The sequence below is a fragment of the Amycolatopsis sp. CFH S0740 genome (genome assembly GCF_004522315.1).
GTDB lineage: Bacteria > Actinomycetota > Actinomycetes > Mycobacteriales > Pseudonocardiaceae > Amycolatopsis > Amycolatopsis nivea.
The window spans coordinates 309,602-327,675 of sequence record NZ_SDLS01000005.1; the positions used below are offsets into that span (position 1 = coordinate 309,602).

Sequence of the window (18,074 nt, forward strand, 5' to 3'; positions counted from 1 at the left end):
TGCGGCGTCCCCCAGCGCGGCAACCGCCCGGACCCCACGAGCAGCGTGTCGTGCTTACTCGCCTTCCGCGATCCTGCGGGCGAGTGGAGCGATCGAGTCGAAGAGCTCCTGCACCCGCTTCGTGAGGGTCTTCAACCCCAACTCGGCGAGCACTGCCCGGTAGAGAATCCGCTCGTCCCATCCTTCGCTTTCCGCTACCGCGGCGAGAAGAGAAGCGAGTTCGCGAGGAGGAACGTCGGAGAGCTGACGCGGCCCCAGCTCGCGGATCCGCACCCGCGGCTGGTCTGGCAGATGGTACGTCCGTTCCTTGATCCGGCCCTGTTCTGTCGGGTTGTCGACGAGCAGGTCGCCGCGGCGCACCGCTTGGGTCAGCACCGCATCGAGCTCGTTCGCGATCAGCCGGCCGACTCGACTGCCCTTGGCAGCCTCCACGTAGGCTCGGTGGACTCGTTGTCCCAGTACCGGTCCTTCAGCCTGAACGATCGCGAGCACGCCCTCCGTCATTTGCTTTCGGGAGGCCTCGGAAGTCGGAATGAGCGCACCGGCGAAGGTCGTATAGGAAGACAAGGCGCCGGCCGTCGAGGCAAACCCCGGCTCGCTGGGCTCAGGTTCCAGCACCAGCTCGCCGGTTGCCGGACGGAACTCCTCTTCGACAGCGACGACGGCGGCGACAGCGGCCGTCTCCTGAGGCGAAGACGCGGGTTCCTGTGCAGGAGTCTCCGGCATCGGTGCCGGAGCTGTCCGCGCCGGAGACCAGCCTGCCGGATAGATCTCCTCCTCGTTCAGGATCTCCCACAGCTGCGCGAGGGCCTCGTCCGGATCGACGTCGAACGAGGAGCCGCTGATCCGGAAGAACCGCCAGCCGCATCGTTCAAGGTCGCGCTGCCGGGCGAGGTCGCGCTCGTAGACGTCCGGTCCGTGCCAGCGGTCGCCGTCGCATTCCACGGCAAGCCTGGCCCGGCCGCCGACCACCACGAGGTCGATCCGGTAACCAAGTGCTTCGAATTGCGGTTCGACGGTGTAGCCGCGTGCGACGACGCGGTTGTACACCCGTTGCTCGAAAAGGGAATCGAACGGTTCGACGCGCTCGTTGTCCGGTACCGCCGACGAGCGTCCGGTCGCGCCCGCGGGCTGGTCGCGCAGGCCATAGCAGTAATCGAGCAGCTGGTACCGCATGCACTCGCTGTTGGGCAATTCGTCTTGCCGGACCGAGTGGAACACCCAGACCTGGTCTTTGGCCCGGGAGACCGCGACGTTGAACCGCTGCACGTACTGGTCCTGGGTCAGCGCGATCATGCGCCGCTCCGGGTCGGGCGCGGCGACCATGGACAGGAAGATGACGTCGCGCTCCGAACCCTGGAAGTCGGCGGCGTCGCCGCACCGGAGGTCGCGGCTCTGCCAGTCCTCCCGGGAGAGCCGGGCGAGCAACTCGTCTTCGATGCGTTTCGCCTGGGCCTTGCCGAGGAGGGACACGACGCCGAAGGTCTTCCCGTCGTAGGCAGGGTCCGAAAGGCATTTCTCGATCTGCTCGACGATCGCGTCGGCTTCGACGGGATTGATCTTGTTGGTGGCGCCCCGCTCGTAGCCGTCCTCGAGGTAGACGGCTTTGACCGGATCGAGCCGGTCCGCGCCGTACTGCCGGACCGGCAGCAGCCTGATGCCGTCCGGTTCGTAGGCGATCCGGTTGGAGAAACCGATGATCTCCGGGACGCAGCGGCGGTGTTCTACCAGGGTGATCGGCCGGCCGTAGCGCATCTTGGCCTCGTCGAACAAACTGCGCTTCGGGTCGTGCCACGAGTCGCGATAGCGGTCGTCGGCAAGGTACTGCCGGGCCAGGTCCCGCAGTTCCTGCTGGTCGGTGCCGACCGCGGACGGGGAGACCTGCTTGTCGTCGCCGATGACCACGATCTTGCGCGCCAGGTACTGGAGGAAGACCGCTTCGGTTCCGGCTTGTGATGCCTCGTCGATCACCACGACGTCGAACATGTCGGGACGGACCCGCAACTGCTCGGCGATCCGGTAGATCGGCATGATCCACACCGGAACCGACGGCCGGCACCGGTCCATCGCCTTGCGGATCTCGGCGCGCCGCTGGTTGCGGTAGATGCCGGTGTTCTTGCCCGCGCGCTGCACCAGTTGTGCGTACTGGGTGAGGTCTGCGCGAGCGGTCCCGGTGAGCCGGCTCGGAGACGCCGCGTGATCCCAAGCCCGGCGCGCGGCGACGGCCTCGGCTTCCTTGCGGATATCCGCTTCGATCCGGGAAATCCGGCGCTGGACGTCGTTGACGTCGATTGCCTCCTGATCGACCACCCACGCCCGGGTCGCCGCCCAGCTCCACGCTTCCTGAAACCGATTGACCCGCTCCTGCCAGAACGGAGCTCCAGGGTCAGCCTCGACCGCCGCGCGGAAGCCCGGCGCCGCAGTGCCGAGCACGGAGCTGACGTGGTCTCGTCGAGCGATGCGCTGCCGGACCTCCCACAGCCGTTCGAGCCGCTGGCGTGCGCTCGCGTAGAGCTCGTGATCGCGGGTCTTCGCGCCGGACATCAGATCCGCGACACACGGTGCCGCGTCTGTCCATTGCGCAGTCTCGCGAAGGACGGCTTCGAGGTCGCTGAGCGGCTGCGTCGCCGCGACTCGCGCTTCCTCGGCGCCGCATGCGTCCGCCAAGTTGGCATACCTGCGGACGTCGCTGAGATCTTGCCAGTTCGGCACTGGCAGCTGGAGCCAGCGCAGCTGGTTTTCTTCCTGGACCAACAGGTCTGCCAGCGTCAGCACATGCTGCAGTTGCGCGAGCTCGGTCGTGTGCCATTGGAGCCGTTCCTGCAGCGTGTCCTCGGGCGGGATCTCCACGTCCTCCGGCCAAGCCCGGTCGAGCGCGGCCAGCACCCGCATTCCCTCGGCCCACGCCAGGAATGTCTGGAGCTGCGCGGAGGAGGTCGGAGGGACGCCGTCGACCCGGACCCTCTCGAACAACGGCTGCGCCTGCTTCAGCACTTTGCCCGCGAACGCGCCGATCTTCGGGGTTCCGTCGGCCTGCGTCTTGATCACGCCGCCGTCGCCGAGATAGCGGGCGACCTCGCCGGCGAGCGTGGCCAAGGTTCCGAGATCGCCCTCGCGGACCACGACTTCCGTCAGCGCGCCAAGGTGGGCGACCGGACGGGCGCACGCTTCGACGAGACCGGCGATCGTGCCGGCACGGGCCCGCCACTGATCGGCTCGTCCGGACCGGACGTCGCGCAGCGCGGCGTCGAGCCACTGTTCCCGGCGGCTCACGAGCTGATCGGTCTCGTCGGCGATGTGCTGCAAGCGCTGCCGCAACTCTGCCCGTTGCTGCGGCGCGAGGCGGAGCACGGCCCCGAAAGCCGGGTGCTGCTTGAGCGGCGCGTATCGCGAGTCTGCCTCGAACGCGGCACGTTCCCTGGCGGCGAGGTTCGCGAAGGCCGCTGCGTCGCTCACCGAGTCAAGGGCGAGCAAACGCAGCCGGGACTCCGCCTCGTCGGCGAGGAGCTGGTCGTCAAGCAGGTCTCGGTGCCAGCTTCGCACCTCCGCGGCGGACAGCGGTACCGGTGCGTCGGGAGCGATAGTGTCCAACATGGACAGCCAGCTGAGCTCTTCCTCCGCGGCCAGCTGCTGCGCAATGCGCGACAGCGTGCCGCGATAGCCCTGATGGGTTCGTTCCCGGACTTCGGCTTCCCGCGCCTCGATCAGGCGGCTGTGCAGGGCCGAGCGCTCCCGGCTCAACCGGTCGACCGCGTCGAGGTTGCGCTGGACGGCCCGGGCGTTCTCCGCTCCGTCGTGGTCTCCGGCCGCGGCGGCGATCTCCTGCACCGCGATCTTGAGATCGGCCATGTCCTCGCGCGAGGTGCCGACGACGGCGACCGCGAGCGGTTTGATCTGCTCCGGGAGCTTGTCCCGCACCTCGCGAAGCGCGCGGTCGGTCTGGGCGGTCACCAGAACCCGCTTGCCCTGGGCGAGCAGATGGGAGATCAGCGCGGCCGCGGTGTGGGTCTTGCCGGTGCCGGGCGGGCCTTGAACGAGCACCTGCGAGCTGGAGTCAACGCGCCGGATGACCTCGAGCTGTTTCTCGTTGACCGGCATGGGGAGGAACGGCTCGTCGTCGACGGCGAGAATCGCGCCTGCGTCGCCGGCCTGCTCCGCGACCGGGACGTAGTCGGGATCGAGCAGCGGCACCAGCCCGGCCGGGACCTCGCCGGTTTCCTCGATCTGGCGCAGGATCGCGTCGAAAATCTCGATCAGACCGTGAAAGGTGCGCTTCCGGAGGATCACGGCGGGGGCGAACGTCGCGACCGCGTTGCGGGCCGGCACCGCGGCTTCGTCCTCGTCGCGGTATTCACCGTCCGGGTCGATGCTGTGCACGATGCGCTGGACGAATTCTCGCGCCGCCGCGCGGTCCAGTGCGGACCCGTCGTGGGCTTTGACGTCCTCCCGGACCTCGGTGACCTTGTCCGGTGTCGTGATCAGGCGGAGGTCCACCATGTCGAGTTCGAGCCGGGCTGGCTCGGCCGACTCGACGGTCCGCACCTCGATGACGCCGGTGCGGTCGTCGAAGTGGATGCTGACCTCGCTGGTGAGCGCGTGCCGCCGGATCCGGGGGCTGTTGACCGGCTGCCAGCTCAGGCATCCGGTTCCGGCGAGCAATTCCAGCTCTTCCGGGCTTTCTGTCGCCCGGACGTACATGAGGTAGAGGCGTTGGTAAAGGTCTCGTGCCGGCCGGTCGACGAGTTCCTGGTCGGCCCAGCGCTGCCAGCGGGCGAGCCAGCTCGGGAACGCCGCTTCGACGGAGGGGAAGTCGTTCAGGGACAGGTACTCCGGCGCGCGCTCGGCACCGGGTCCTTCCTGGTCGAGGGCCCAGTCTTCGGCGGGTGTTTCGACTATCCGCTTGCGCAGCGCGGGCGCCTGCTCCGGGTCGTCGAGCGGGCTGCTCAGCCAGCGGGCCAGATCGGCGTCCGGTTCGGGCGCCGGGACGACCGGGACCCGTTCGATCGCGAGCACCGGGCCGTCCGGGTCGCCCGGCTCCGCTGTCCGCACGGAGACGGCGGGATGGCGGGGTGCTTGGCTCAGCCAGACCACGTCGCCGTCGCGCTGGTAGGTGTCGGTGGTGCGGACCGGACTGGCCTTGAGGTGCTGCGCACCTCGCAGAAACTCGAAAAGCCTGCGTGCGCGATCCACCAGTGACGTATCCATTCCACCTGCCAGCCGTACCCCGTGCGCAGTGATTCCGCGCCTCTCCTCAATCGGATTCCGGACTGAAACGTGACAGACGGTTACCGAATCGTGAGCTGCGGGACGGCACCGGCCAGGCTGCGGGCAATCCGTGCAAATGGCCAGTAACGGCCCGATGCGGGACAGCGATCGTCAGGAGGACGCCGCGGGAAGGTCTCTCGCGCGCAGGGGGAAGGCATCGGAAGTGGCTCTGTTCGGCAACCGGGAGAACCCAGAGGTGATTGCGCTGCAGCAGCAGCTGGCCGCGGCGCACGCGACGATCACCGAACTGCGCGGATGGGTCGGCCACTTGCGCGGTGCGGGGACGGCTGGCCTCGAAGCGGAATTGCGAGACCTGCGGTCGGCGGTCGAGCGGACGAAGCGCGAGGCAGCGCAATTGGCCGCGACGCGCGATCAGGTCAGCGCGGAGACCGTGAGGTGGCAATCGACTCTGGTCGAGACCCGGGAACTGGCGCTGCTCCAGGAAGCCGGAGTCTACGAGTACGCGCACCCGCTCGACGACTCGGTCGAGTACAAGGACGAACTGAAACTGCTCCGGGACCGGATCAAGCTCGAAGCGCGGGCTGATGCGGTCACCTGTCAGGTCGACTGGGCGGTGAACGGCTCGGTCAAGGAAGGCCAGCGGCTCGGCCGCGACATGGCCAAGCTGATGTTGCGCGCGTACAACGCCGAAGCGGACAACGCGGTCCGCGTGGTGAAGCCGCACACCCGCGAGTCAGTGAAGAAACGGCTGACGACCACGCGGAATACGATCGGGCGGCTGGGCGTCCTCATGCGGATCGCCGTTTCGGACAGCTATCACCGGCTCCGGCTCCGCGAGATCGACCTGACCGCGGATTACCTGGCGAAGGTCGAAGCCGAGCGCGAGCAGGCGCGGGCCGAACGCGAACGGCTTCGCGAAGAAGCCAAGGTCATGAAGGAGATCGAGCGCGAACGAACCCGGCTCGCGAAGGAACGCGCGCACTACGCGGCCGCTCTGGCCAAATTGGAGGCGAAGGGCGATTCGCAGGGCCTGGCCCGGGCGCGAGAACAGATGACGGCCGTCGACGAAGCCATCGCCGGAGTCGAGGCGCGCGCGGCCAACATCCGGGTCGGGCACGTCTACGTGATTTCCAACGTCGGCGCGTTCGGCCCGGGCGTGGTCAAAATCGGCATGACCCGGCGGCTCGAACCGCTCGACCGCGTCCGCGAACTCGGCGATGCCTCAGTGCCGTTCCGGTTCGACGTCCACGCGCTGGTCTTCTCCGAGGATGCCGTCGCGCTGGAAACCGTTCTGCACCAACGGCTGAGCCACAAGCGAGTGAATCTGGTCAACCTGCGGCGGGAATTCTTCTACGCGACTCCGGCGGAAGTGAAGGAACACTTGATCGCCGTCGGCAACGCGCACGTCCTGGAATACACCGATGTCCCAGAGGCAATCGAGTGGCGGGCATCGGATCCGGGACGGCGCGATGCGCGTGACGATTTGGTGCCGGTCGGCCCTTGGGCTTCCGCCGACGGCGATCTCAGCGACGACGGTGGTGAATGAGGCGTGACTCGCCCGCAGGTACCGTCGCGCCCGCCGGCCTGGCTGCCGGATCCTCTCGACGATGCCTTGGTCCGATACTGGGACGGCTGGCACTGGACCTTCCACACCGCTGTGCGCCAGGCAGCGGCCCAGCCCGAGCCCGAGGCGGCGTCGATCGCCCCGGAGCGGGCACCGGAACTGCGTCCGGACATCGCCAGAGCGGTCAGCAGAGTCAGCGGCCTGCTCGCGGGAGCCAGGAAGGAGATCGCTCTCCTCGCGGACTATCTCCGGCCGGAGGAAGAGGTTCTGGCTCTGAGCGGGGCACAGGGCGACGGGCTCGGCGTTCTTGCCTGCACGAACCAGCGGCTGCTCTTCCTCTTCGTCGGGATAGTGCGGCGCCAGCTCCTTGAAGTGAGCTGGAACGAAGCCAAAGCCGCGATTTACAACCGGTCGACGAAGAACCTCGCGGTGTACACGACGAAGCCCACCAAACGCGCGGTTCCTGCGATGTCTGTCCGCGTGGCCAACGTTTCGGATGCTGCTGCACTGGTCGAGGCGGCTGAGGCTGCTTCGGCAGCGCCTCGGCTCGACGTCGTTTAGGGCTCGCACAGGCACTGGTTCGGCCTGCTCCCGCGTCCTGGCGAAGATCGGGCGCTGTCGAGCCTTGTCCCGCCTATCCGACCCCCGGTGCCGTAGCGCGTCGTTCGGTGGATCGGCGCTCAATCGCTTCCGCGACGCCGTCGATCGCCTGTCGGATCATCGCGCCGTATCCGTCGTCGGCCAGCGCGTCCTGACATGCGCGCGCCGCGGCGAGCTGTTCCGCCGCTGCGGAGAACGAGCCCAGGCGGCGGAAGTTGTCGGCCAAGTTCAGGTGCAGTGACGGGTAGAAGCCCGCGATCCGGAGCCCGGCGTCGTGGGATTGGACGTGCTCGTCGGTGACCGTCGCGGCGGCGTCCAGGGCTCTGACATCCCAGACCAGTGCCTCTGCCGGGTCAGCGAACAGATCTGCTTGGTAGTGCGCGAGAACGCAGCGGTAGAACGGATCGCCGCCCGGGCCGAGTTCGTCCCACAGTTCCTGCAGACGCGCCCGCGCGGCATCCGGCGCGCCCGCTCGGCCTTGCGTGACTGCGGCGGTGATCTCGGCCATCGTGTCCGTCATTCGGCAGGTCCTTTCACTGGCATGGCGAGGGTGGTCAGGTCGCCGTCGTCGGCGGAGCGCACGACGACTGGCAGGTGCGAGCCCGCGACGTCCAGCATCACGTCCGGGCCGACGGCGGTGCTGATCGCCGGGTGCAGCGTGCTCACGGCGAACGAGAGCGAGATCGGCGGGCCGGTGACGTCCGCGGGGATTGCTTCGGTGCCGACTGTGACGGCGGTGGCGGAGAGGTCCAGTTGGATCTGCGGGGTGCATTGGCGCTCTAGACATGCCACGAGCGGGTTGCGAGATATCACCGCCCTCGTAAGGACTTCTGGCAATGACGCGAGCATCAGGCGGTAGTCGGGGAAGTCGTCGGTGAGCGTGCGGCACGTTCGTACGGCGTCGCCCTGGAAGGAGATCTCGTCGGCGTGGAGGCTCAGGTGGAGTTCGTGTTGCCGGCGCGTCCACGGCATTGCTACCCGCAGGTCGTCGGCGTCGACGGTCGCGGTCCAGGTGGAGGTGCTTGGTTCGGCTGGGACGAGGGTGCGGGTCGAGAGGCGGTACCGGTCGGTGGCGGTGAGCACGATCGCCTCTGGGGAGACCTCCAGGTGCACGCCATTCAGCACGGGGAGGTCCTGCGTCGTCGCGGTCAGCACCTGCTCGACGGCGGCGGTGAAGACCGGGCCGGTGAGCCGGACCGACGGTGCCGGTGCCGGGGTGCACAGCGTCGCCTTTACCGCCGCGGCGGTTTCCCGGGCCTGGTGCACCTGAGATACCAACCCGGCGACGTGGTCGTCGATGATCCGCGACGCTTCGGCCGGGTCGGCGGCGAGGACCGCGCTGACTCGCTCCAGCGGCAGGCCGATCTCCCGCAACCGCCGGACGAGCAGGGCGGCCGAGACCTGGCCGGGGGAGTAGTAGCGATAGCCGGATTCCTCGTCGACCCGGATCGGGCGCACGAGTCCGGAATCGGCGTAGAAGCGCAGCGCGCTGGCGGTGAGGCCGCAGCGGCGGGCGAACGCTCCGATGGTCAGCAGGTCGGGCACCCGCCCATCATCGGGGTTCAAGCAGCTTGAAGGTCAACCGCAGCACGGTGACCACGGGATCGTCCTAGTGCAGACGGGTGACTGGCCCGATCGAGGAGGCGGCGCTGTCCGGTGGGCGCGGTTACTCGGTCTGGCTGCTCGGCGACCAGCCAGCACAGGCTGAGGGGATGCCTGGCCGGATCGGCGTAGTCCTGGGTGGGTTTCCTTCGGCCTCCTTCAGCACGGTGGCGCCGATCGCGCTCAGACCCGGTCCAGAAGCTCGCGCAGCCGCACGATGTCCTCGGTTCGCGTGCGCCAACTGATGACGCACACCCGCAACGCCGGTCGTCCCGCGACGCGGACTGGGCTCACCCACGCGGAGCCGGTGGCGTTGACCCGGTCCGCGAGGTCGCTGTGCCACTGCCAGGATTCCGTCGGATCGGCGGGTGCGTCCGCGCGCGTCACGCAGACGATCGGCAGCGGAGTGTCGTTGATGGCGAGCCAACCCGCGCCCGTGAGCTGATCCCGCAACTCCTGCCCGAGCGCCGCGTCGTGTTCGATCTGGGTGCCGTAGCCGGAAACTCCGTATGCCAGCAGACTCAGCCACAGCTTCAGTCCGATGAACCGCCGCGACCATTGATTGCTCGTCGTGTACGGGTCGGCAGTGTCGTCGACTTGGCCCGGCATATACGAGGTCGACACGGTGAACGACGAATTCAGCTCGGCTCGGTCGCGGGTGAAGAACATCCCCGCGCCCATCGGCACTGACAGCCACTTATGCGCGTCGACGGTGATCGTGTCCGCGCGTTCGATGCCGGTCAGCACGCCGCGCAGCCGATCCGACAGGCAGACGGCTCCGCCCCAGGCCGCGTCTACATGGAACCGCAGCCCGGCGTCGTGTGCGAGATCGGCGATGCGCGGCAGCGGGTCGATCATTCCCGCCCCGGTGGTCCCGGCCGTGGCGACGACGAGGAACGGCGCCTTGCCGTCCCGCCGGTCTTCGGCGAGCAAGGCTTCGAGTGCGGCGACGTCCATCCGGCCGCTTGCGTCGGACGGCACCAGTCGGCACGCGTCGCGGCCGAGACCGGCGGCGTGGGCGATTTTCAGCCAGGCCAGATGGGAATCCGCACCGGCGTAGAACACTGGCGCGGCGTCGAGGGCACGCAGGCCGCCGGTGCTGTACTGGGGAAACGCGTGGGTGAGCGCGGTCAGCACCGCGGTCGCGTTGGCCTCCGCGCCGCCGCTCGTGAAATGGCCGCCCGCGGTGGCCGGGAGGCCGAGCCGCGCGGAGAACAGGTCGATGCACCGCTGTTCCGCCTCGACCGCGAACGGTGCGTGGCTCCACGCGGCAAGCTGCGGATTCACCGCCGCGGTGATGAGATCTCCGGTGACTGCTGCCCAGGTCGCGGACGGGTTGAACAGCCCGAAATACCCCGGGTGATCGGTGTGCACGGTCCAGCGATCGAGCGCGGCGAGCACCTCCGGGACGGCCTGTTCAAGGTCTTCCGGCCTCTCGAGCGGGTACTTGTCGAGCCAGGCGCGGATCTCCGCGGCGTCGGCGGTCACCGGGCTCGCCGGGTGCTCCGGCCGCGTGCGCCACCCCTCGACCAGCTGATCTACGACACCGTGCAGCAGCTTCGCCGCCGATTCCGCGTCCGTCGCCACCCCGCCGCGGTCCTGCTCGCTCGTCATCAGCCCTCTCCCCAGATTGTGCTAGCACGTAACAGGTTCTGTACTAGCTTGAGACGAGGCTAAGTGGACTCGAACGGTGCCGCAAGGAAGTAAATCCGGCCATTGCTGGCCCGATTCGTGCGCTAGGCCAGGGTGAGTGCGTCGTCGATGGTGGCGTCCAGGAACGCGAGCGTGTCGCGTCGCCGGGCCAGGGGGTTCCGGTAGCTTCGTCGACCTTCCGCACCACCAGTGCGCAGGCTCAAGCTCTCGGCGATGATGCGCTGCCAGCGAGGGTCGAGTTGCCTTGCTGCATAACGTCCTGCGCCAGTTTTGGAAGTCAGCTCCCCGGTGGCGACGAGATGGTGCAGACGGCTCACCCCGAGCACCGCCCACACCGGGAACAGCGGGCTCATCCCGAGCGCGAGCGACAACGCACTGGTGCGCCGGTTCTTCTCCCACCACGGCCGCCAGTAGCTGCTCAGGTTGTCGACAGTGAACGCGCGCAAGGCATCCTGATCCGCCCAAACGTCCACATCGGACGGCTCCGGTCCGCGCAGCGCGATCCCGCGCCTGGCGAGTTCGCAGAACGTCACCGGGTTGAGACCGTCTCGTCCCGCCTCGGTGAAACGGCTTTCCTGTGCGCACGGAACGTCCGGGCAGTCGTCGGGCCCGGCGGCGAGATCGGCCCAGGTGAGCACGGAGCCGTCGAAATGCGGCTTCGGAAACCGGGTGACTGTCGTGGCATGAGCCTGCGCCAGCGCTGAAATCTCAACCCGATCCGGACGTCGATCAGTGACCGCGACGAAATCGATGTCGCTGGCGGTGCTCAGCCGTCCGCGCCCGGCGCCGCGGGCGTGGAAGTCGCCGAAGCAGACCGAACCGACCAGGTAAAAACCCGTCACCAACCCGGGCGCGGCTAAGTCCACTGTGGACAGAAACAGTGTGGTGCTTCGGCGGACTTCCTCAGGTATCTCACTCGGCACGCCTGCCACGTTACCGAGTTACGCGAGTTCGGCGGCGGCCCTCGCCAGGTCGTCGACGCTGCCGGACATGACCGTGCGGACGTGCTTGGTGAGGTGGTCCAACGGCCAGTCCCACCACGCGATCGCCAACAGTCGTTCGACGTCCTCGTCGCGATACCGGCGGCGGATCAGCTTGGCCGGGTTGCCGCCGACGATGCCGTAGTCGGGCACGTCGTCGACCACGACCGCCCCGGACGCGACGATCGCGCCGTGTCCGATGCGGACGCCCGGCATGACCATCGCCCGGTAGCCGAGCCAGACGTCGTTGCCCAGCACCGTGTCGCCGCGGCCGGGCAGGCCGGTGATGGCGTCGAAGTGCTCGGCCCAGTCGCCGCCCATGATCGGGAACGGGAACGTCGACGGCCCGTCCATCCGGTGGTTCGCGCCGTTCATGATGAACCGCACGCCCTCGCCGAGCGCGCAGTACTTGCCGATCACGAGCCTCTCCGGCCCGTAGTGGTACAGCACGTTGCGAGTCTCGAAGGCGGTCGGCTCGTCCGGGTCGTCGTAGTAGGAGAACTCGCCGACGTCAATCAGCGGCGACGTGACCAGCGGTTTCAGCAGCACCACTCGCGGCTGCTCGGGCATCGGGTGCAGGACGTTCGGATCGGGGGAAATGGGTTCTCTCCTCGCGGTGACAGGCTCGGCGGCGGGTTCAACGGCGGGCTCGGCAGGGGGCGGCGGGTTCAGCCGCGAGCGATGGCGGGTTCGGCGCTGGGCGGTGGGCTGGCTTAGCGGCGAGCAACGGCGGATTCAACGGCGGACAGCGGCAGATTCGGCAGCGGACGGTGGTGGATTCGGCGGTGGGCGGCGGGTTCAGCGGCGGACGGTGAGGGGCTCGGCAGTGGGCGGCGGCCCCGGCGGCGGGCGGTGGGCGGTGGCAGGTTCGACGGCGCGCTTAGCGGCGAACGGCGACGGGGTTCGGCGGTGGGCTGGCTTAGCTGCGAGCAGCGGCGGATTCATCGGCGGACGGTGGCAGGTTCGGCAGCGCGCGGTGACGGGTTCAGCGGCGAACAGCGGTGGGTTCGGCGGCGGACGGTGAGGGGCTCGGCGGTGGGCGGCGGGTTAGGCGTGGGCGGTGACAGGCTGAGGTCGGCGGGTTCAGCGGCGAACAGCAGTGGGTTCGGCGGTGGACGATGGGTTCAGCGGCGGACGCTGCGAGGCTCGGCGGAGGGCTTAGCAGCGAACAGCGGTGGGTTCGGCGGAAGGCTCGGCAAGAGGCAACGGGCTCAGCAACGGGCGGCAGCAGACCCGAAACCCAGCCACGTGTGCCGGTTGCCCCACCAGCACCAGCCGACCTTCGGGGCGTTGCGGCGTTCGCTGCCGTCGCGGCCGGTGCCGTTGCTGATCCACAGTGCCGGCGTGCGGGCGTCGAATTTGCCGTTCTCCTTGCGCAGCCGGGAGCCGATGGTCATGAAGCAATGGTTGCGCTCGAGCGCCGACGGTTGCTGCAGCACCCAGTGAATCCCCTCGGTGAGCAGCAGTGGACTGCGCCCGGCCTTGGTGATCGCGGGCAGGGCTTCCTCGGGGCTCCAGTTGGCCATCTCGTCGCCGCGGTCGAGGCCGGTGACGAGGTACAGCGGTGCGTCGGGCAGGTCGATGTCGCGCGGCGCGAACTGGTCGACGTCCGGCATGTCGGTGACGACGAATCCGGCCTTTCCTTCGCGCCGGAGCAGCGGCGAGAGCGCCGACGCGGGTGCCCGGTCCGGGTGGACCGCCAGCAGCGCGCCGTCGGCGACGTGGTGCTCCGCGGCGAAAGCACGCAAGTCGTCGGCGGAAAGCTGGGCGATCTCGGGCACTCCCAGCGCGATGAGGTGGTCTGCCTGGTCCGCGAGCGACGGGAGGGCAGCGATCGACAAGTGGTTCTCCTTCGGGCTATATTTACGTCGGTAGTAAAAGTATGCCGAGTCTCCACATGGGTGTCAAGGTAAATTTACGTCGGAGGTAAGTTTTCGATGGATGTGGGCCTGCGGGAAGCCAAGAAGCAGGAGACGCGCCAGCTGATCTCCGACCACGCGACGCGGCTGTTCCTGGAGCAGGGCTTCGAGGAGACGACGATCGCGCAGGTCGCGGCGGCCGCGCGGGTCGCGAAGAAGACGGTGACCAACTACTTCGCCCGCAAGGAAGACCTGGTCCTCGACCATCAGGACGAGTTCGTCGCGACCCTGGCGGCGGCGGTGTGGGCGCGCGAACCGGGGGAGTCGGCGCTCGCGGCGCTGCGGCGGGCGTTCGAGGCGGCGGTCGCGACGAGGGACCCGGTCGTCGGGTTCGCCGGGCTGGAGTTCAGCCGGATGATCGCCGAGAGCCCGACGCTGTCCGCCTGCCTGCGCGGCCTGCACGAACAGCGGGAACGGGCGCTGGCCCAGGCACTGGCCGACGCAGTCGGCAGCCCCCGGACGGACATCACCGTCCGCACGGCAGCCGCGGTGCTGGGGGCCGTGCACCACAGCCTGTTCCAGCGGATCGAGGAGCTGACGCTGGCCGGACGGCCCGCCGACGAGGTCGCGGAGACGGTCGCGGCGGAGGCGGCGCGGGCGTTCGACCTGCTGGAACCTGCGCTGGGGGACTACGCGGTGGCCTGATCCGGGGAGCCTCCGCAGACAGTGTTCGAGCAGCCGCCTCCCCGCCGTCCGAAGAAGTTTTCCCGGTGATGTCGATCCGCGTGCACCCCGATCGTCGCTTCAGTGAGACGACTGGAAAGACACGCAGGGGAGACAGAAATGAGCGCCGGACGACGCGAGTGGCTGGGCCTGGCAGTACTGGCCTTGCCGACCGTGCTGTTGTCGCTGGACATGAGCGTGCTGCACCTCGCGGTTCCGCACCTCGCCGCGGATCTGCGGCCGTCCAGCACGCAATTGCTGTGGATCATCGATATTTACGGCTTCATGATCGCCGGATTCCTCGTCACGATGGGCACGCTCGGCGACCGGATCGGCAGGCGGAAGCTGCTGATGATCGGCGGCGGCGCATTCGGGCTCGCGTCGGTCGCGGCGGCGTTCTCGACCACTCCGGAGATGCTGATCGCGGCGCGGGCCGTGCTCGGGATCGCCGGGGCGACGCTCATGCCGTCGACGCTCGCGTTGATCAGCAACATGTTCCCGAACCCCAAACAGCGCGGCACCGCGATCGCGGTGTGGATGAGCTGTTTCATGGGCGGCATGGTGGTCGGCCCGGTCGCGGGCGGGTTCCTGCTGGAGCATTTCCGCTGGGGTTCGGTGTTCCTGATGGGCGTGCCGGTGATGGTCCTGCTGCTCGCGACCGCGCCGAAGCTGGTTCCCGAATACCGCGACAACGCCGCCGGGCGCCTCGACCTCGCCAGCGTCGCCCTGTCGCTCGCCGCGATCCTGCCGGTCATCTACGCGCTCAAGGAAATCGCCAAGAACGGCTTGTCCCTGACCGAAATCGTCGTGCTCGTCGCGGGGCTCGCGGTCGGCGTGGTGTTCGTCCGGCGGCAGCGGCGGCTCGAGCATCCGCTGCTGGACCTGCAGTTGTTCCGGGTGCGCGCGTTCAGTGCGGCGGTGGCGATCATGCTCGTCGGCGCGGTCACCATGGGCGGCGTGTTCATGCTGGTCAGCCAGTATCTGCAGATGGTCGCCGGGCTGAGCACGGTCGACGCGGGGCTGCTGCTGGTTCCGCAGGCGCTCGCGGTGGTCGCCGGGTCGATGATCGCGCCGCGGCTGGCGCGCCGGTTCCGGCCGGAATTCGTACTGGGCTTCGGAATGCTGATCGCGGCGGGCGGAATCCTGTTGTTCACGCTCGCCAATGGGGCAGGCGGGGTGGCTTTCGTGGTGCTGGGCATGTCGGTCGCCAGCTTCGGCATGGGGCCGCAGGGCGTGCTGTGCACCGAAATGGTGGTCGGCTCGGTCCCGCCGCAGCGGGCCGGCGCGGCTTCGGCGATGTCGGAGACCAGCGCGGAATTCGGGATCGCCATGGGGATCGCGGTGTTCGGCAGCGTCGCGACGGCGGTGTACCGCGACCAGATCGCGGTACCAGCCCACGTGCCCGCCGCGGCGGCCGCCCAGGCGACCGACAGCATGGCCGGTGCGATGGAGGCGTCGGCGACGCTGCCCGGCGCGACCGGCGAACAGCTGCTGGCCACGGCACGCGACGCGTTCAGCTCGGGACTGCACACGGTCGCCGGGATCGGCGCGGCGATCGTGGTGGTGTTCGCGGTGGTGGGGATGGTCGCGCTGCGGCGTTCGCCGGCGGCGGCGAAGGCAGCGGAACCGGTGCCGGTCGCGTCTTAACCTGTTGTGCGGTAACGGGTTTACCTGTGACAAGAGGGCCGGTGGTCCAGCCGAGCGTTCAGCCCGGCCGGACCACCGGCCCGCAGTCGTAAGATCTCAGGGTTTCCGCGCGACCCCGACCGCCACGATCCGCTGGGCGACCGTCGGCTCGCTGAGCAGCGGGCCGTCCGGCCACCATTCGACCACCGGCACGATTTCCGCGGGCTTGTTCGGCCCGCTCGGGATCAGTTCCATGCCGTGGAACAGTTCCTTGATCTCGGCGCGGGTGCGGGACGAGACGTCCTTCATCGACCCGTTGTGGATCGATTCGATGATGCCCTGCACGGCTTCGTCGTCCTCGGAACCGTCGTGCGGGTCGAGCAGGTGCGAGATCGCCACGTACGAACCGGACGGGAGCCGGTCGATGAATTCCTTCGTCACCTTCGCCGGGACCTCGCGGTCGCCGGTCTGGTGGTGCAGGGCGAGCAGGAACAGCACCGCGATCGGCTGGTTCCAGTCGAGGTGCTCGGTGACCGTCGGATGGTCGAGAATGCTCGGCGGGTCGAAGAAATCCGCCTGGATGTATTCGGTGAATTCGTTCTCGTCGAGCAGCGCTCGCCCGTGGCTGGCCACCACCGGGTCGTAGTCGACGTAGACGACCTTCGCGCCCGAATCCCCGCGCTGGACGATCTGGTGCACGTTTTCCGAGGTCGGCATGCCGGAACCGCAGTCGATGTACTGGCGGATGCCGGCGTGGAAGGCGAGGAACCGGCAGATCCGGGTCAGCAGGTGCCGGTTGACCCGCGCGGTTTCCGCGACGTCCGGCATCACCCGGGCGATTTCCCTGGCGACCTGCCGGTCGATCTCGTAATTGTCTTTCCCGCCCAGCAGATAGTCGTACACGCGGGCGGCGCTCGACTGGTTCGGGTTGACCCCCGGCGGTGCGTTGACAGCGTCGGTCACGACGCGTACCTCCCGCGTGTTGACACGGTGATAGATGCCACACCGAGAGTAGCGGACTTCGGGGACGCCGCGAAACCGGTGCGGCTAAGACTCCAGCAGGGCTCGTTTCAGCGCGCTGACCAGCTCCTCCAGCACGGGTTCCGGCGCGCCGAAGGTGAGCCGGACGTGCGTGTCCGGAGCATGCAGGTCGGCGCCGCGGATCGCGGTGACTCCGTTGCGCAGCAAGGCTCGGTCGATGTCTTCCGGGGCAGCGCCGAGCCGGCCGCAATCGGCGAGCAGGAACGCGCCGCCGCCGGGGCGCACTGGTGCGGGGAGCCCGCTGGCCGCGATGCCGTCGCACACGAGGTCGCGCTTCCGCTGGTACGTCACGAGTTCGCGGTCGAGCCACTCGCGCGGTCCGGTGAGGGCGGCGGCCGCCGCGTGCTGTGCGACCGCGCCGCAGCAGACGGCTTCCCATTGCAGGCGGCGTTCCATCGCGTCGATGATTTCCGGCGGGGCCAGCACATAGCCGATCCGCCAGGTCGCCAGCGCGTAGTACTTGCTGAGGCTGGTGACGGTGATCAGGTGCGGCCACTCCCCGGCCGCTCCCTCGATCGGATGGTGTTCGTTCCGGTCATAGGCGAAGTGCCGCCACGAATCGTCGGAGATCACGACAAGGCCGTGGCGGGCGGCGAGGCCGACCACCGCGGCGATGGTTGCGGCATTGGGGAGGTAGCCGGTGGGATTGACCGGATTGCACAGGAGAATGGCGCGGCTGCGCGGGGTGACCGCGGCGGCCATGCGGTCGAGATCGAAGGTCCAGTCCTCTCGGGAGGGGACGTACGCGGGCACGGCGCCGGATTCGCGGATCGCCCCGTCGAAGAAGTACGCCGGGGTCGGCACGATCACCTCGTCGCCCGGCTCGAGGACGGTGCGCAGCACAAGGGAAAGCCCGTGCTGCGCGCCGTGTGTCACCAGCAGCCTTCGTTCGGGATCGATGCCGGGACCGAGTTCCGCGGCGATGGCCGACCGGAGTTCGGGAAGGCCCCGGCTGTCGCGCGGGTCGGGTTTGTCCATCGCCAGCCGGACGGCCTCGCGGACGTGTTCGGGCATCGGCAGGACCGGGGCTCCCACGAGCGGGAGCATCCGGACGCCGGTGCGGCGGGCCCGGTCGCGAGCGCTCAGCGCGCCCAGTGCCGGGACATCGCGAGAGGCGGGGAGAGTCCAGGAGGTCGAACTGCTTCGCGGCATACGAGCAGCTTCGCACATTGAGATATCAGTATCAACGGTAGATATCTT

The 18,074-nt window shown here is 68.6% G+C and carries 13 protein-coding genes; 4 read left to right on the top strand and 9 right to left on the bottom strand.

The window, feature by feature from the left end; all coding sequences use genetic code 11:
- Positions 1-54: 54 nt before the first annotated feature.
- Positions 55-5,205: an AAA domain-containing protein gene (locus EIZ45_RS11865; protein ID WP_134664871.1), complete on the bottom strand. Its 5,151-nt coding sequence runs from the start codon at positions 5,203-5,205 to the stop codon at positions 55-57.
- A 223-nt stretch (positions 5,206-5,428) separates the two neighbouring features.
- Here EIZ45_RS11865 and EIZ45_RS11870 point away from each other — a divergent pair, with 223 nt between their 5' ends.
- Both EIZ45_RS11870 and EIZ45_RS11875 read left to right on the top strand, forming a co-directional pair.
- Positions 5,429-6,772 (top strand): DUF4041 domain-containing protein, encoded by a 1,344-nt coding sequence (locus EIZ45_RS11870; RefSeq protein ID WP_134664868.1) that lies wholly within the window; start codon positions 5,429-5,431, stop codon positions 6,770-6,772.
- 3 nt (positions 6,773-6,775) lie between these two features.
- Positions 6,776-7,351 carry a DUF2510 domain-containing protein gene (locus EIZ45_RS11875; RefSeq protein WP_134664865.1) on the top strand — a complete coding sequence of 192 codons (576 nt, stop codon included), beginning with the start codon at positions 6,776-6,778 and terminating at the stop codon, positions 7,349-7,351.
- Positions 7,352-7,424: 73 nt separating this feature from the next.
- Here EIZ45_RS11875 and EIZ45_RS11880 read toward each other — a convergent pair whose 3' ends face one another.
- The 6 genes from EIZ45_RS11880 to EIZ45_RS11905 all read right to left on the bottom strand — a co-directional run bounded on the left by EIZ45_RS11880 (position 7,425) and on the right by EIZ45_RS11905 (position 13,466).
- The gene (locus EIZ45_RS11880) at positions 7,425-7,910 is read right to left on the bottom strand and encodes a hypothetical protein (RefSeq protein ID WP_134664863.1); all 486 of its coding nucleotides are present in this window, start codon (positions 7,908-7,910) and stop codon (positions 7,425-7,427) included.
- Positions 7,907-8,935 (bottom strand): MerR family transcriptional regulator, encoded by a 1,029-nt coding sequence (locus EIZ45_RS11885; RefSeq protein WP_205670034.1) that lies wholly within the window; start codon positions 8,933-8,935, stop codon positions 7,907-7,909. Before EIZ45_RS11885 ends, EIZ45_RS11880 begins: the two co-directional genes overlap by 4 nt.
- A 240-nt stretch (positions 8,936-9,175) precedes the next feature.
- Positions 9,176-10,606 (bottom strand): aminotransferase class V-fold PLP-dependent enzyme, encoded by a 1,431-nt coding sequence (locus EIZ45_RS11890; protein ID WP_134664859.1) that lies wholly within the window; start codon positions 10,604-10,606, stop codon positions 9,176-9,178.
- Between the two features lie 122 nt (positions 10,607-10,728).
- Positions 10,729-11,568 (bottom strand): aminoglycoside adenylyltransferase domain-containing protein, encoded by an 840-nt coding sequence (locus EIZ45_RS11895; RefSeq protein ID WP_134664857.1) that lies wholly within the window; start codon positions 11,566-11,568, stop codon positions 10,729-10,731.
- 18 nt (positions 11,569-11,586) lie between these two features.
- Positions 11,587-12,195, bottom strand: a complete 609-nt coding sequence (locus EIZ45_RS11900) for a CatB-related O-acetyltransferase (protein ID WP_134664855.1) — start codon at positions 12,193-12,195, stop codon at positions 11,587-11,589.
- A gap of 641 nt (positions 12,196-12,836) precedes the next feature.
- Positions 12,837-13,466: a DUF5701 family protein gene (locus EIZ45_RS11905; protein WP_134664853.1), complete on the bottom strand. Its 630-nt coding sequence runs from the start codon at positions 13,464-13,466 to the stop codon at positions 12,837-12,839.
- 96 nt (positions 13,467-13,562) lie between these two features.
- On the opposite strand from EIZ45_RS11905, the gene EIZ45_RS11910 reads away from it, so the two are divergent.
- Positions 13,563-14,189 carry a TetR/AcrR family transcriptional regulator gene (locus tag EIZ45_RS11910; protein WP_134664851.1) on the top strand — a complete coding sequence of 209 codons (627 nt, stop codon included), beginning with the start codon at positions 13,563-13,565 and terminating at the stop codon, positions 14,187-14,189.
- Positions 14,190-14,327: 138 nt separating this feature from the next.
- Positions 14,328-15,854 carry an MFS transporter gene (locus EIZ45_RS11915; protein ID WP_134664849.1) on the top strand — a complete coding sequence of 509 codons (1,527 nt, stop codon included), beginning with the start codon at positions 14,328-14,330 and terminating at the stop codon, positions 15,852-15,854.
- Positions 15,855-15,950: 96 nt separating this feature from the next.
- Here EIZ45_RS11915 and EIZ45_RS11920 read toward each other — a convergent pair whose 3' ends face one another.
- The gene (locus EIZ45_RS11920; protein WP_134664847.1) at positions 15,951-16,796 is read right to left on the bottom strand and encodes an SAM-dependent methyltransferase; all 846 of its coding nucleotides are present in this window, start codon (positions 16,794-16,796) and stop codon (positions 15,951-15,953) included.
- 84 nt (positions 16,797-16,880) lie between these two features.
- Positions 16,881-18,026, bottom strand: a complete 1,146-nt coding sequence (locus EIZ45_RS11925) for a pyridoxal phosphate-dependent aminotransferase (RefSeq protein ID WP_037817856.1) — start codon at positions 18,024-18,026, stop codon at positions 16,881-16,883.
- Positions 18,027-18,074: the final 48 nt, after the last annotated feature.

Excerpts from the sequence above, each read along its gene's own strand:
- EIZ45_RS11915 (WP_134664849.1), top strand. The coding sequence starts at position 14,328 with ATGAGCGCCGGACGACGCGAGTGGCTGGGCCTGGCAGTACTGGCCTTG.
- EIZ45_RS11925 (WP_037817856.1), bottom strand. The coding sequence starts at position 18,026 with ATGCCGCGAAGCAGTTCGACCTCCTGGACTCTCCCCGCCTCTCGCGAT.
- EIZ45_RS11865 (WP_134664871.1), bottom strand. The coding sequence starts at position 5,205 with ATGGATACGTCACTGGTGGATCGCGCACGCAGGCTTTTCGAGTTTCTG.
- EIZ45_RS11880 (WP_134664863.1), bottom strand. The coding sequence starts at position 7,910 with ATGACGGACACGATGGCCGAGATCACCGCCGCAGTCACGCAAGGCCGA.
- EIZ45_RS11900 (WP_134664855.1), bottom strand. The coding sequence starts at position 12,195 with ATGCCCGAGCAGCCGCGAGTGGTGCTGCTGAAACCGCTGGTCACGTCG.
- EIZ45_RS11910 (WP_134664851.1), top strand. The coding sequence starts at position 13,563 with ATGGATGTGGGCCTGCGGGAAGCCAAGAAGCAGGAGACGCGCCAGCTG.
- EIZ45_RS11890 (WP_134664859.1), bottom strand. The coding sequence starts at position 10,606 with ATGACGAGCGAGCAGGACCGCGGCGGGGTGGCGACGGACGCGGAATCG.